This is a genomic window from Amycolatopsis sp. NPDC004169 (genome assembly GCF_040610315.1).
GTDB lineage: Bacteria > Actinomycetota > Actinomycetes > Mycobacteriales > Pseudonocardiaceae > Amycolatopsis.
Window position 1 is genome coordinate 94,650 of the sequence record NZ_JBEXMD010000006.1, and the last position, 13,337, is coordinate 107,986.

Here is a 13,337-nt window from a genome sequence, read left to right on the forward strand (position 1 = left end):
GTCGCGGGAGTTATGTTAGCGCTCACAATCGCTCCGCTTGTGCCGTTCCTGCGTGTCGGTGATCGAGGAGGAGGTTGGCACCGTCGCCGGCCCGCGTCCCTGTCGAATCGACGATTTCCGTACCCCAGCGGGAGATCACCCATGGCACGACAGCCGAGATACGCCCGTCCCCGCCCCCTCGTCCGGGCCCTCGCCGCCGCCGGCGCGCTCGTCGCCGGCCTGCTGGCCGCCGGCGGGACGTCCCAGGCGGCCACCCAGGGCCCGTGCGACATCTACGCGTCCGGCGGAACTCCTTGTGTGGCCGCACATTCCACCACCCGCGCGCTCTACGGCGCCTACGCCGGGCCGTTGTACCAGGTCCGGCGCGCGTCCGACAGCGCCACCCGCGACATCGCCCCCTTGGCCGCCGGAGGCGTGGCCGACGCGGCCGCGCAGGACGCGTTCTGCGCCGGGACCACCTGCCTGATCACGGTCATCTACGACCAGTCCGGCCGCAACAACCGGCTCACCCAGGCCCCGCCGGGCGGGTTCTCCGGCCCGGCCGCGGGCGGCTACGACAACCTCGCCAACGCCACCGCCGCCCCGATCACCATCGGCGGCCACAAGGCCTACGGCGTCTACGTCGCACCCGGAACGGGCTACCGCAACAACAACGCCACTGGGACCGCGACCGGCGACCAGCCCGAGGGTATGTACGCGATCTTCGACGGCACGCACTACAACGGTGGTTGCTGCTTCGACTACGGCAACGCCGAGCGCAACAGCCGGGACAACGGCAACGGCACGATGGAAGCGATCTACTTCGGCAACATCAAGGTCTGGGGCTACGGCGCCGGGAACGGGCCGTGGATCATGGCCGACCTGGAGAACGGCCTGTTCTCCGGCGTCAACCAGCACTACAACGCCAACGACCCCAGCATCAGCCACCGCTTCCTGACCGCGATCGTCAAGGGTGGCCCCAACCACTGGGCGATCCGCGGCGGCAACGCCCAGTCCGGTGGCGTGTCGACGTTCTACGACGGCGTGCGCCCGAACGTGTCAGGCTACAACCCGATGAAGAAGGAAGGGGCGATCATCCTGGGCATCGGCGGTGACAACAGCATCGGCGCCCGCGGCACCTTCTACGAAGGCGTGATGACGTCCGGCTATCCCTCGGACGCGACGGAGAACGCGGTGCAGGCCAACATCACCGCGGCCGGTTACACCACCAGCTCCGCCGGCACCGGCCTGACGCCGGGGACGTCCGTGTCGCTGCGGGCCACCACCGCGTGCTGCACCGACCGGTACGTCCACCACACCGGGTCCACTGTGGACACCGCGGTGATCGGCAACGGCAGCTCCGCCACGGAGAAGGGCAACGCCTCCTGGACCGTCCGAACCGGGCTCGGCAGCGGTTCGTGCGTGTCGTTCGAGTCGAAGAACGTGGCCGGGCAGTACCTGCGGCACCAGAACTACCGGCTGTACCTGCAGGCCAACGACGGCAGCTCGCTGTTCGCCCAGGACGCGACCTTCTGCCCGGAGGCCGGCCGCAACGGCCAGGGCGTCTCGCTGAGATCGCTCAACTTCCCGGACCGGTACGTCCGCCACTACGCCAACGTCGGCTACATCGCGGCCAACGGCGGTCCGAACACCTTCGACAGCAGCAGCTCCTACAACGACGACGTGAGCTGGCTCGTCAGTTCGCCCTGGGCGTCCTGATCCCCGGTCCGAACCGCTGTCACGCGCCCGGCCCGGGCGCGTGACAGCGCTTTCCCCGCCCGCGCACCGGAAAGGATTCCCGGATGCGTCTGGCGTCGAACCGCTGTGGTCCTGGCCGTTTCCGCCTCCCTGCTGAGCCCGGTGACGGCGGAAGCCGCGCCGCCGGACGGAGCGCGACCGGGGTGGGTGACGCTGACGGAGTCCGCGCTCCAGGGCCGCTGCCGCTGCTCGTCCGGCGCGGCGACCACGTGGCGGTGAGCGTGTACGCGCCGGGAGCACCGGTCGGCGACCACACCTTCCCGCCGCCGGAGACCTCCACGCCGGGGTCGTTCACCTCGGCCGGGCCCGGGGCGGGTGCACGCTGCGGGCCGCCGGATCGTCGGCGCGACCGTCCTGCCGATGTGCCACGCGGCCGGCAGTGAGAAGGAACAGGCCCGGCTCGCTCGGCGAGTCGATCGACCTGGGGGTGTTCGCCCGCCGAACCGCAGTCGAACCGGTTCGACTCCGGTTCCCGCTGGTCAGCGGAGGCGGGCGCCGGTGCTGGAGCGCAGGGAGATCGGCGGCTGCAGCAAGGCGTGGCGCGGCTGGGCGCCGGTGTCCGCGATCTGCGCCAGGAGCAGGTCCACGGCCAGCCGGCCCAGCTCGGTGGCCGGGACGTTCGCCGCCGTCAGCGGGGGGTGGAAGTCCTCGGCCAGGCGCTCGGCGATCACGCCCGTCAGCGAGAAGTCGCGGGGGACCTCGAGCCCGGCCCGGTGGAGCGCGCGCTGCACACCCGGCAGGGCCGCCTCGTTGATCGTCACCGCCGCGGTCACCGACGGCCACTGCGTCCGGATCTGCTCGAAACAGGCCAGCCCGGCCGCGGCTTCGTCGGCGCAGCACACCGTGCGCGCGGTCAGGCCCCGTGCCGCGGTGGCCTCGAGGAAGCCCGTCGCCGAGCGGAGGGCCGGGCCGTAACCCGCCGCGACGAGCTCGGCCGAGCGGTTGATCAGCACGACCTCCTCGTGGCCGAGGTCGGCGAGGTGGTGCACGCAGCGCGTGATCAGCCCGCCGTAGTCGACGTCGACCCACCAGGACGCCCCGGGGTGCTCGACGTGGCCGATCGTGACGAACGGCAGGCTCGCCTGACTCAGCCGCTCGACCCGCGGGTCTTCGAGGAGGATTTCCATCAGGATCACGCCGTCGACGCGCCGTCCGGTCACGATGCGCTCGAACGAGCGGTCGTGGTCACCGCCGCTGGGGGAGAGCAGGACGTCGAGGTCGTGGGCCGCCGCGGCGTCGACGACGCTGCCGACGAACCCCAGCTGGACGTCGGTCAGCCGCCTGCTGGCCGGCGGGACGACCAGGCCGAGGGTGCGCGTGCGGCCTTCGGCGAGTGCGCGGGCGCTGGCGTTGGGCCGGTAGTCGAGCTCGGCGATGACGTCGTTGATGCGCTGCACGGTGGCCGCGGACACCGGCCGCTTGCCGCTGAGCGCGTACGACACGGTGCTGCGCGAAACCCCGGCCCGCCGCGCGATCTCCCCGATGTTCATGCCACTCCCGACCGTTGTCCAGAACCGGTTCGATCGTAGTGCATGCGGTATTGCGCTGAAGTGTCCACGAGGTTTACGGTGACGCGGCCTCGATCATCGAACCGGTTCGACGACGGGAAGGACCTCCCATGAAGCGTCACCCCCTCATCCGGCTGCTGTCGGTGGCCGTCGCCGCGACCGCGCTGGCCGCCTGCTCCTCCGGGACGGCCCCCTCGTCTTCCGGTGGCACCTTCACCGTCTGGGACCCCTACCCGCAGTTCGACGCGACCTCCGCGTGGGCGAAGGTGATCGACAAGTGCGGTGCCGACGCCGGTGTCAAGATCGCGCGGCAGGCGTTCGACACGACCGACCTCACCAACAAGGTGCTGCTCGCCGCCCAGCAGAACACCGCGCCGAACGTCCTGGTCGTCGACAACCCGGTCGTCTCCACGCTGGCCGAGGGCGGGGTGCTCAAGTCCAATGCGGACACCGGGCTGGACGCCTCGCAGGTCGCTCCGAACCTGCTCGCCGCCGCCGACGTCAAGGGCCAGGTGTACGGCGTCCCGATCGGGGCGAACACGCTCGCCCTCTACTACAACAAGGCCGTGCTGACCGCGGCCGGCGTCGACCCGGCTTCGGTGAAGGACTGGGCGAGTCTCGACGCAGGCCTGGCCAAGGTGCACGCCGCGGGCAAGAAGGGCATCACGTTCTCCGCGATCGGCACCGAAGAAGGCAGTTTCCAGTTCCTGCCGTGGTTCTGGGGCGCGGGCGCGAACCTGACCGACCTGGCCTCGGCCGACGCCGTCGCCGCGCTCGCGCAGTGGAAGTCCTGGCTGGACAAGGGGTACGCGCCGAACTCGGTGGTCGGCAACACGCAGACCACCAGCTGGCAGGAGTTCGCCACGGGTGACTACGCCTTCGCCGAGAACGGCACCTGGCAGCTGCAGAACGCGAAGAAGGCCGGCTTCGACTACGGCGTCCTGCCGATCCCCGCGCGCACCGGGGGAGCGGCCCCGGCGCCCACCGGCGGCGAGTTCGTCACCGTGCCGGTCCAGAGCAGCCCGGACGCCGAGAAGACCGCGGGCAGGATCGCCTCCTGCCTGACCAGCCCGGCCAACGTGCTCGACTCCGACACCGCGCTCACCTACGTCTCCGCCGTGCCGTCGGTGCAGGAGAAGCAGGTCGCCGCCCAGCCGGAGCTGAAGGTGTGGGTCGACGCGGTGAAGGTCGCCAAGGGCCGCACCGGCGACAACCTCGGCACCCGGTACCCGCGAATCTCCGAACCGCTCTGGGGTGGCGTGCAGGCCGCGCTCAGCGGCGCGAAAGCCCCCGACGTCGCGCTCGCGGCCGCGCAGGCGACCGCCGCGTCCGCGAAGTAGGCCGGCTCGTGCTCGACACCCGCCGTCCGGTCACCGCCCGCCCGGACGCGCCGGCGCCCGGACGGGCCGGCCGGCGCCGACGGCCGCAGCTGCTCGCGTGGGCGTTCCTGACGCCGCTCGTGGCCTACCTCGTGCTCTGCTACGGCTACCCGCTGGTGACGAACGTCGACCTGAGCCTGCGTGACTACACGGTCCGCACCTTCGTGCACGGCGGCGCCCCGCTGGTCTGGTTCGACAACTACGCGGCCGTGTTCACCGACCCGACCTTCCGCACCGCGCTGCTCGACACGCTCGTCTTCACCGCCGTGTCGCTGCTGTTCCAGTACGGCATCGGCCTGGCGCTGGCGGTGTTCTTCGCCCGTCACTTCCGGCTGGGCCCGACCCTGCGCGCGCTGTTCCTCGTGCCGTGGCTGCTGCCGCTGATCGTCTCGGGGTCGACCTGGGCGTGGCTGCTCAACAGCGAATCCGGCGTGGTGAACGCGGTGCTGGGCTGGTTCGGGGCCGGCCGGGTCGACTGGCTGACGTCGCCGACCTGGTCGCTGGCCTCGGTGATCATCGCCAACATCTGGATCGGCGTGCCGTTCAACCTCGTCGTGCTGCACAGCGGCCTGCAGAACATCCCGGGCGAGGTGTACGAGGCGGCGTCGCTCGACGGCGCCGGCGCATGGCAGCGGTTCCGCCACGTCACCTTCCCGCTGCTGCGGCCGGTGTCGGCGATCACCCTGCTGCTGGGGCTGGTCTACACGCTCAAGGTGTTCGACGTCATCTGGATCATGACCAAGGGCGGGCCCGGCGGGTCTTCGACCACCCTGGCCACCTGGTCCTACCAGCTCGGGTTCGGCAGCCTGCTGCCGCGGTTCGGGCCCAGCGCGGCCGTGGGCAACGTGCTCATCCTGCTGGCACTGGCGGCCGGGCTGCTCTACATCCGCACGCAGCGCAGGCTGGAGGAAGCGTGATCCGCCGCTGGCGCACCGCGGTGGGGCTGGTCCTCACCGCCGTGATGCTGTTCCCGGTCTACTGGATGGTCAACGTGTCGCTGACGCCGGCCGGGCGGATGCGCAAGTCGCCGCCCGACTGGTTCCCGGCCGCGCCGACGTTCGAAGGCTACGAGCGGGTCCTGCGCGAGCAGCTGCCGTACTTCGCCACCAGCCTGGCCGTCGCGCTGGGCACCGTGGTGCTGACACTGGCGCTGGCCGCGCCGTCGGCGTACGCGCTGGCCAAGCTCCGCCCGCGCGGGCGGCGGGCGCTGGGTTTCGTGCTGCTGGTCGCGCAGATGATCCCCGGCATCATCATGGCGCTGGGCTTCTACGGCATCTACGTCTCACTCGGCATCACCAACACCGCCTGGGGGCTTGTGCTCGCGGATTCCACGATCGCGGTGCCGTTCGCCGTGCTCATCCTGACCTCGTTCATGGCTTCGGTGCCGGACGAGCTCGTCCAGGCGGCCACGATCGACGGCGCGGGCGCGGTGCGCGTGTTCTGGTCGGTGGTGCTGCCGGCGAGCCGCAACGGGGTGGTCACCGCCGGGCTGTTCTCGTTCCTGTGGGCCTGGTCGGACTTCGTCTTCGCGGCCACGCTCGACGGCGGCGGCTCGCTGCGGCCGCTGACCCTGGGGATCTACCGCTACATCGGCAACAACAACCAGGAGTGGAACTCCATCATGGCGACGGCGGTGGTCGCCTCCGTGCCCGCCGCGGTGCTGCTCGTGCTGGCCCAGCGGTTCGTCGCCGCCGGCGTCACCGCGGGCGCCGTCAAGGACTGAGCCCCCTCTTTCGAAAGGACGGCCCCTGTGCCCACGGGCGAATTCTCGCTGCGGGAGATCCCGTTCAGCCACCCGGGATCGTGGTTCGGCGTCTCCCCGGTGGTGGCCGAGGCCACCTACGCCGACGACCTGCACCTGGTGTCCCACCGCCACGGCCTGCACGCCGTCCTGGCGCTGGTCCCGGAGAGCGGCGGCGAGCGGGCCGACGTCCCGGTGGCGGCCACCCCGGCCGCGCTGACCTGGGGGACCGGCGACCGGCGGATCACCGCGGCGTTCGCGGGCCCGGACACGCTCCGGATCGCCGGGCGCGGCCTGGCCCTGCGGATCCGCGCGGCGGAGGTCACGCTGACCCCGTTCACCGGCACCTACTTCTTCGCCGACCCGGTCACCGGCGCGGCGGTGTTCACGTCGTACGAAACGGGTCAGCGCTACCGCGTCACCGTCCTTTCCGGACAGGTGCGGTACATCGGCGCCGAAGCGCTCGGGACGGCCGAGCGCGCTGTCGTCGTGAGCGGCGACGCGTGGGAGGTGGCGATCGAGGAGCTCCCCGGCGCTCGTGAGCCGTACGCGCCGGCATCGGCGTTCGACGACGTGGTCGCCGCCGCCCGGACGGAGTTCACCGCTTTCGCCGACGCGGTGGCGCCGTGGCGCGGCGAGCGCACGCCCGCGGCCGAGCTGGCCTGTTACGTGCTCTGGTCGGCCATCGTGGCGTCCGCCGGGTTCGTCGGCCGTCCGGCGGTGCTGATGTCGAAGCACTGGATGGACAAGGTGTGGAGCTGGGACCACTGTTTCACCGCGCTCGCGCTGGCCGCCGGGCAGCCGGAGCTGGCCTGGCACCAGATCCAGGTCGTCTTCGACCACCAGGACGACCGGGGCGCGCTGCCCGATTCGGTCACCCACGCGGAGGTGCTGCGCAACTTCGTCAAGCCGCCGATCCACGGCTGGGCGCTGAGCCGCCTGCGCGACCGCCTCCCCGGAGGCCTGCCGGACCCCGGGCGGGCGTACCGGCAGCTGGCGGCGTGGACGACGTTCTGGCTCGAGCACCGCCGGGTGCCCGGAGCGCCGTTCGCCCACTACGAGCACGGCAACGACAGCGGCTGGGACAACGCGACGCCGTTCGCGCACCGGCGGCTGGTGCAGACGCCCGACCTCGCCGCGTTCCTGGTGCTGCAGCTGAAGGAACTGGCGGCGATGGCCGCAGCTCAGGGAGGCTCCGTGGCGGCGGCGAAGTGGGCCGCCGAAGCGGACCGCATGCTGGCGGCATTGCTGGACGGGCTGTGGGACGGCACGAAGTTCGTCAGCCGGGTGGCGGCCACCGGGGAGGCACAATCCGGGGCGAGCCTCCTGGAACTGATGCCGATCGTGCTCGGAGAACACCTGCCCCCGGCGGTCCGGGACCGGCTCGTGACCGGACTGGAAGCACACCTGACGGCGATCGGCCTGGCCACCGAGCGCCCGGAATCGCCGCACTACGAGCCGGACGGCTACTGGCGGGGTCCGGTGTGGGCCCCGGCCACGGTCCTGATCGAGGACGGCCTCCGCCGGGCGGGCGCGACGGACCTGGCGGACCGCGTCAGCGCCCGCTTCCGTGCGGTGTGCGAAAAGTCGGGGTTCGCGGAGAACTTCGACGCCTTGAGCGGCGACGGCCTGCGAGACCGCGCCTACACGTGGACGGCGGCGGCCTACCTGCTCCTTTCCGCCGAAGCCGAGCGCCGCACGCCGGAAGGGCGGCGCCTCACCGCGTATTCGACCGAATCGACGACGGCCCCCCATTGAAATCATCGATGCCATTGTTTCCGGTGCGAAAATCACGCACCGAATCTTGACCGTGCACAACGGCCCTGCAATAGTTCGTCCCAGCCCCTCGACCGAACGGCCCGCTTTGGCGGCCGCCCGTTCGAATATCCGGGAAAGGACGAAAGCCATGCACAACGTCGTGCGTACCCTGCTGGTTTCCCTGACGGCGGCCGCGGCGGTGGCGGCCACCGCGAGCGCGGCCGAAGCCGCGACCTGGTCATCCTCGGACAAATGGGCAACGTGGTCCGACGGGGGTTACACGGTCCGCAACGACGTCTGGGGGAGCGGAGTGGGCCCGCAGACCATCTGGGCGAATTCCTACGGCAACTGGGGAGTGTGGGCCGACCACCCGAACACGGGCGGGATCAAGTCGTACCCCCACTCGGCGAAGAACGTCGGCCGCACGATCGGTTCGCTGCACCAGGTGTCGAGCACGTTCGCCGTGACCAGGCCGGGAAGCGGGGCGTACGAGACGGCGTACGACATCTGGGCGAACAACAACGCGTACGAGATCATGCTGTGGGTCAACAAGCAGGGTCCCGTGGGTCCACTGGGGACCAAGCAGACGACGGTCACGGTGGGCGGTCACACCTGGGACGTCTACCGGGGATCGAACGGATCGAACGAAGTGTTCTCCTTCCTCCGTACGTCCGACACGAACACGGGAACGGTGGACATCCTCGCGGTGATGAACTGGATAAGGTCCCGGGGCTGGTTCGGGGACGTCACCCTCGGCGAAGTGCAGTTCGGATTCGAAATCACGTCATCGGCCGGCGGGATGAACTTCGCGGCGAACACGTATTCGGTGACCGCATCCTGAACCTAACCCGCGCGAAGCCCGTCGGCGACGAGATCGAGCATCCGGCGCGTCCGCTCGGAATCGAGCTCGTCGGCGGTGGAAAGAAAAACTCCCAGCACGAGCAGCGTCACGTCCTCGGCCTGAACACCGGCCCGCAGGGTCCCGGCTTTCACGCCGGCTTCGAGAATCAGCCCGATGGCCCCGGTGATCCGAGCCCGGGTGGCGGGCGTGGCGATCCGCCCGGAGGCGACACTGGCCCGGAGGACATCGGCCATTCCCCGCTTGGTGGCCACGAAGGCCGCATACCGATCCATCCAGGCCCGAAGAGCCTCCTCGGGGGCCAGCCGCTCGAGGAGGAGCGCGGCGCTCCCGGTCACGTCGTCGAGTTCCGCGGCGTAGACGGCTTCGACGAGCGCCTCCCGGGTCGGGAAGTGCCGGTAGAGCGTGCCGATCCCCACCCCGGCCTCGCGGGCGACAGCTTCGAGGGCCACGGGCCCCTCGGCACCGGCGAACGCGGACCGGGCCACGGCGACGAGCTTGTCCCGGTTCCTCCGCGCATCCGACCGCACGGGCCGGGCAGGTGAAGGCGAAGACGGAGAGGAAGGCAAAGCGGAGGCACCTCCGTTTGTGCTACGGTCGGCAAGAGCGGAGGCACCTCCGCTTAGCCCATCATCGCACAAGGACAGGACCCCCTCATGCCGCCGACCGAACAAGCCACCCTCGCCGGCCGAACCGTCTTCCGCGTCGGCTACGGAGCCATGCAGCTGGAACGCCTGAGCGGCGACCGCCCGGCAGCGGTTGCCCTCCTGCGTCACGCCCTCGAGCTGGGCGTCGACCACCTGGACACAGCCCAGTTCTACGGCAACGGCTTCGTGAACGACGTGATCCGCGAGGTGCGGACCGGCGCCCTGATCGCCACGAAGGTGGGAGCGGACCCCGACCCGGGAGCCCCGACCCCGCTCCGCCTCGCGCAGAAGCCGGAGGAACTGCGCGCCAGCGTCGAGGACAACCTCCGGGCGCTGGGCGTCGACAGCATCCCCCTGGTGAACCTGCGCCGGGCCGAACGCCTCCCGGGCGTGCTCGCCGAGGGAGACCAGCGGGTGGACCTCGACGACCAGCTGGAAGTGATGACCCAGCTGCGGGCCGAGGGCAAGATCGGCGCCATCGGCCTCAGCGCGGTGACCCCGGAGACGCTGCGCCGGGCGCTCCCGGCGGGCATCGCCTGCGTGCAGAACGCCTACAGCCTCGTCAGCCGGGACGACGAGGAGATGCTGGAGCTGTGCCTCGCGGAGGGCATCGCCTGGGTCCCGTTCTTCCCGCTGGGAGGCGCCTTCCCCGGCCTGCCGAAGGTGACGGACGAGCCGCCGGTGCAGAAGGCGGCGCAGGAGCTGGGCCGGACGCCGGCGCAGGTCGGCCTGGCGTGGCTGCTGCACCGCGCGCCGAACGTGCACCTGATCCCCGGAACGGCCAGCGCGGAGCACCTGGAGGCCAACCTCGCGGTGGCGGAGATCGAGCTGGACGACGAGGCGCTGGCCGAGCTGGGCGCGATCCCGACCCGGCCGATGGACCTCAGCCTGCGCTGAGGGCGGGCAGGCGGGGGAGTCTCGCGCGGACGGGCGCCGCGGCTCACTCCTCCGCCAGTGCCGCCGCGGTCAGCGTGAGGTGCTCGGTCAGCGCTGCGGCCGCGGCCTCGGCGTCCCGGGCCAAGGCCGCCTCCTCCAGCCGGGCGTGCTCGGCCAGGTAGTCACGCTCGGGCGTCCGGTGCGCCGACCACCGCCGGGCCAGTTCGCTCGCCGTCCACATCCGGTCGAACGTCTCCAGCAGCACCGCGTTGCCGCACCCCTCCAGCAGTGTCCGGTGGAAGACCCGATGCGCCTCGGCCCACTCCTCGGTGTAGTGGTGCCCCTCGTCGGGAGCGAACGCCGGTGTCCGGGCCAGCCGGTGGTGCGTGGCCCGCACCCGCCCTTCCCAGGCGAGGTCCCCCCGCTCGACCGACAGCCGCAGGACGACGGGTTCGACCGTCCGGCGGGCCTCCGCGACCTCCTGCCACCGGCGGTCGGAGAACACCGGAACCGCAAAGCCCCGGTTCGGCAGCCGATCGGCCAGCCCGTCACCGACCAGCCGGACGAGCGCCTCGCGCACCACGGCCAGGCTCACGCCCTGCGCCTCGGCCAGGTCCTGCGGCTTGAGGGCCTCGCCGGGCGCGTACTGTCCGCGCATGATCGCGTCCCGCAGGCGTGCGTAGGCCTGCTCGGACAACATGGGCCGGCCCGGAGAAGAAGCTGTCACCGCACAAGTGTAGACGATCGCAGCAATAATCGATTATTGGTGCTATGGTCGATGGAGACCGATCCGCCCCTGCAGAAGAGTGATCCGATGAACGACCCGTTCGCCCGCCTTCCCGAGGTTCCCTCCTTCACCGTCACCAGCGCCACGATCACCGAGGGCGCCGCGCTGCCACCGCAGCACCGGTCCGGGACCGACCTCTCCCCGCAGCTGTCCTGGAGCGGTGCCCCGGCGGGCACGAAGAGCTACGCCGTGACCGTCTACGACCCCGACGCCCCCACCGGCTCCGGCTTCTGGCACTGGGCGGTCGCCGACATCCCCGCCACCGTCACCGAGCTGCCCGAAGGCGCGGGCGACGCCACCGGCTCCGGACTCCCGGACGGCGCCGTCCAGCTCCCGGGCGACACCCGCGAAGCCCGCTTCCTCGGCGCGGTCCCGCCCGCCGGCCACGGCCCGCACCGCTACTTCTTCGTCGTGCACGCCCTCGACGTCCCCGCGATCGGCGTCCCGGCCGACGCCACCCCGGCCGTGCTCGGCTTCACGATGGCCGGGCACGTCCTCGGCCGCGCGGTGCTGACCGCCACCGCGGAGACGCCGGGCGCCGAACGCCTCGAGGTCTCCCGGCTCGTCCCGGCGCCCGCCGACGCCGTCTTCGCGGTCCTGACCGACCCGCAGGGCCACGTGGACATCGACGCCTCCGGCATGCTCATGGGCGCGGAGGGGCAACCGGTGCGCCAGGCGGGCGACCGGTTCCTGGTGCACATGGACCGGGACGCCCTCGGGGACGTCCCGCTCGGGAAGTACGACGTCGAGGTCGTCATCACCACGTTCGTCCCGGGTGCGGAGATCGCCTGGACCGTCGAAGGCCGGACCGGGACGCACGTCCGCCACCTCTACGGCTACCGGCTGGAGCCCGCCGAGGGCGGCACCCTCGTCACGTCCTACTACGACTGGTCGGAGATCGGCGAGGAGTGGAAGCGGCGCCTCACCTTCCCGGTGGTGCCCGAGTCCGCGCTCAAGGCCACCCTCGGCATCCTGGAACGCACCGTCCGCCGCCGGCTGGCCAACGGGTAGCCGGCCGCCTGGATCACGCCACCCGGCGTACGTTGGCAGCATGTACACGGTGGCCGTGCTGGCTCTCGACGACGTCATCGCCTTCGATCTGGCCACGCCGATCGAGACGCTCGGCCGCGTCCGGCTGCCGGACGGGCGCGGGGGCTACCGGATCGTCGTCGCCGGGCCGGAGCCGGTGGTCGGCGCCGGCCCGGTGCGGCTGCACGTCGACGCCGGGCTCGACGCGGTGGTGCACGCCGACCTCGTCGTCGTCCCGGGCCGGAACGACCCAGACCGGCCCACTCCGGACGGCGTCGCCGGGTTCCTGCGTGCCGCGGTGGCGCGTGGCACCCGGGTCGCCTCGATCTGCGTCGGCGCGTTCACCCTCGCCGAGGCCGGCCTGCTCGACGGGCAGCGGGCGACCACGCACTGGCTCGCCACCGACGAGCTGGCCCGGCGGTACCCCGCCGTCGAGGTCGACCCGGACGCGCTCTACGTCGACAACGGGCAGATCCTGACGTCCGCGGGTGCCTCGGCGGGCCTGGACATGTGCCTGCACATCGTGGAGCGCGACTACGGAGCGGCGGTCGCCGCCGACACCGCGCGGCTGGCGGTCGCGCCGCTGCAGCGCACCGGCGGCCAGGGCCAGTACATCCTGCGCAACCGCCCGACCTACCAGACCGCGACCCTGGAGAAGGCGCTGGCGTGGATCGAGGAGAACGCCCACCGCCCGCTCACCCTGGCCGACATCGCCACCGCGGCCGGCATGAGCACCCGCACACTGACCCGGCACTTCCAGGCCGAAACCGGCCAGAGCCCGGTCCACTGGCTGGCCGGCGTGCGGATCCGGCACGCCCAGGAGTTGCTGGAGCTGACCGAGTACACGATCGACCGGATCGCCGGGCAGGTCGGGTTCCCGTCGCCGAGCAACTTCCGGGTGCAGTTCGCGCAGACGGTGGGGGTGAGCCCGAGCGCGTACCGGAAGACGTTCCGGTCGCGCTAGCTGTACTGCCCGGGGAGAAGATCGAACGACACCGCGCCTGCCCCTCTGGCTG

At 71.6% G+C, this 13,337-nt stretch carries 12 protein-coding genes; 9 read left to right on the forward strand and 3 right to left on the reverse strand.

Going from position 1 to position 13,337, the window contains the following annotated elements:
• Positions 1-141: 141 nt before the first annotated feature.
• Positions 142-1,698, forward strand: coding sequence for an alpha-L-arabinofuranosidase B (locus ABZX11_RS10265; protein ID WP_354911681.1), 1,557 nt, complete (start codon positions 142-144; stop codon positions 1,696-1,698).
• A gap of 518 nt (positions 1,699-2,216) precedes the next feature.
• Here ABZX11_RS10265 and ABZX11_RS10270 read toward each other — a convergent pair.
• Positions 2,217-3,227: a LacI family DNA-binding transcriptional regulator gene (locus ABZX11_RS10270; protein ID WP_354911683.1), complete on the reverse strand. Its 1,011-nt coding sequence runs from the start codon at positions 3,225-3,227 to the stop codon at positions 2,217-2,219.
• 128 nt (positions 3,228-3,355) lie between these two features.
• Here ABZX11_RS10270 and ABZX11_RS10275 point away from each other — a divergent pair, with 128 nt between their 5' ends.
• The 5 genes from ABZX11_RS10275 (at position 3,356) to ABZX11_RS10295 (ending at position 8,964) form a co-directional block, all read left to right on the forward strand.
• Positions 3,356-4,585: an ABC transporter substrate-binding protein gene (locus tag ABZX11_RS10275; protein WP_176176492.1), complete on the forward strand. Its 1,230-nt coding sequence runs from the start codon at positions 3,356-3,358 to the stop codon at positions 4,583-4,585.
• Positions 4,586-4,593: 8 nt separating this feature from the next.
• On the forward strand, positions 4,594-5,541 hold the full coding sequence (locus ABZX11_RS10280) for a sugar ABC transporter permease (RefSeq protein ID WP_354911686.1): 948 nt from the start codon (positions 4,594-4,596) through the stop codon (positions 5,539-5,541).
• Positions 5,538-6,347, forward strand: coding sequence for a carbohydrate ABC transporter permease (locus ABZX11_RS10285; protein ID WP_176176494.1), 810 nt, complete (start codon positions 5,538-5,540; stop codon positions 6,345-6,347). Before ABZX11_RS10280 ends, ABZX11_RS10285 begins: the two co-directional genes overlap by 4 nt.
• A 27-nt stretch (positions 6,348-6,374) precedes the next feature.
• A complete protein-coding gene (locus tag ABZX11_RS10290) occupies positions 6,375-8,123 on the forward strand; it encodes a trehalase family glycosidase (RefSeq protein ID WP_354911689.1) in 1,749 nt (582 codons plus the stop codon).
• 148 nt (positions 8,124-8,271) lie between these two features.
• Positions 8,272-8,964 (forward strand): hypothetical protein, encoded by a 693-nt coding sequence (locus ABZX11_RS10295; RefSeq protein ID WP_354911692.1) that lies wholly within the window; start codon positions 8,272-8,274, stop codon positions 8,962-8,964.
• A 2-nt stretch (positions 8,965-8,966) separates the two neighbouring features.
• Here the strand turns inward: ABZX11_RS10295 and ABZX11_RS10300 are convergent, their stop codons facing one another.
• On the reverse strand, positions 8,967-9,551 hold the full coding sequence (locus ABZX11_RS10300; protein WP_354911695.1) for a helix-turn-helix domain-containing protein: 585 nt from the start codon (positions 9,549-9,551) through the stop codon (positions 8,967-8,969).
• Between the two features lie 87 nt (positions 9,552-9,638).
• Between ABZX11_RS10300 and ABZX11_RS10305 the strand changes: the two genes are divergently transcribed.
• Positions 9,639-10,526 (forward strand): aldo/keto reductase, encoded by an 888-nt coding sequence (locus ABZX11_RS10305; RefSeq protein WP_354911698.1) that lies wholly within the window; start codon positions 9,639-9,641, stop codon positions 10,524-10,526.
• Between the two features lie 43 nt (positions 10,527-10,569).
• Here the strand turns inward: ABZX11_RS10305 and ABZX11_RS10310 are convergent, their stop codons facing one another.
• Complete coding sequence (locus ABZX11_RS10310; protein ID WP_176178310.1) at positions 10,570-11,205, reverse strand: GntR family transcriptional regulator; 636 nt, start codon at positions 11,203-11,205, stop codon at positions 10,570-10,572.
• Between the two features lie 114 nt (positions 11,206-11,319).
• Here ABZX11_RS10310 and ABZX11_RS10315 point away from each other — a divergent pair, with 114 nt between their 5' ends.
• Positions 11,320-12,303, forward strand: coding sequence for a YbhB/YbcL family Raf kinase inhibitor-like protein (locus tag ABZX11_RS10315; protein ID WP_354911700.1), 984 nt, complete (start codon positions 11,320-11,322; stop codon positions 12,301-12,303).
• 40 nt (positions 12,304-12,343) lie between these two features.
• Complete coding sequence (locus tag ABZX11_RS10320; protein WP_354911702.1) at positions 12,344-13,285, forward strand: helix-turn-helix domain-containing protein; 942 nt, start codon at positions 12,344-12,346, stop codon at positions 13,283-13,285.
• The last annotated feature ends 52 nt before the right edge of the window (positions 13,286-13,337 follow it).

What these genes read in the sequence shown, in the direction of transcription:
- ABZX11_RS10265 (WP_354911681.1), top strand. Translation starts at nt 142, where the DNA reads ATGGCACGACAGCCGAGATACGCCCGTCCCCGCCCCCTCGTCCGGGCC.
- ABZX11_RS10270 (WP_354911683.1), bottom strand. Translation starts at nt 3,227, where the DNA reads ATGAACATCGGGGAGATCGCGCGGCGGGCCGGGGTTTCGCGCAGCACC.
- ABZX11_RS10275 (WP_176176492.1), top strand. Translation starts at nt 3,356, where the DNA reads ATGAAGCGTCACCCCCTCATCCGGCTGCTGTCGGTGGCCGTCGCCGCG.
- ABZX11_RS10295 (WP_354911692.1), top strand. Translation starts at nt 8,272, where the DNA reads ATGCACAACGTCGTGCGTACCCTGCTGGTTTCCCTGACGGCGGCCGCG.
- ABZX11_RS10305 (WP_354911698.1), top strand. Translation starts at nt 9,639, where the DNA reads ATGCCGCCGACCGAACAAGCCACCCTCGCCGGCCGAACCGTCTTCCGC.
- ABZX11_RS10310 (WP_176178310.1), bottom strand. Translation starts at nt 11,205, where the DNA reads ATGTTGTCCGAGCAGGCCTACGCACGCCTGCGGGACGCGATCATGCGC.
- ABZX11_RS10315 (WP_354911700.1), top strand. Translation starts at nt 11,320, where the DNA reads ATGAACGACCCGTTCGCCCGCCTTCCCGAGGTTCCCTCCTTCACCGTC.
- ABZX11_RS10320 (WP_354911702.1), top strand. Translation starts at nt 12,344, where the DNA reads ATGTACACGGTGGCCGTGCTGGCTCTCGACGACGTCATCGCCTTCGAT.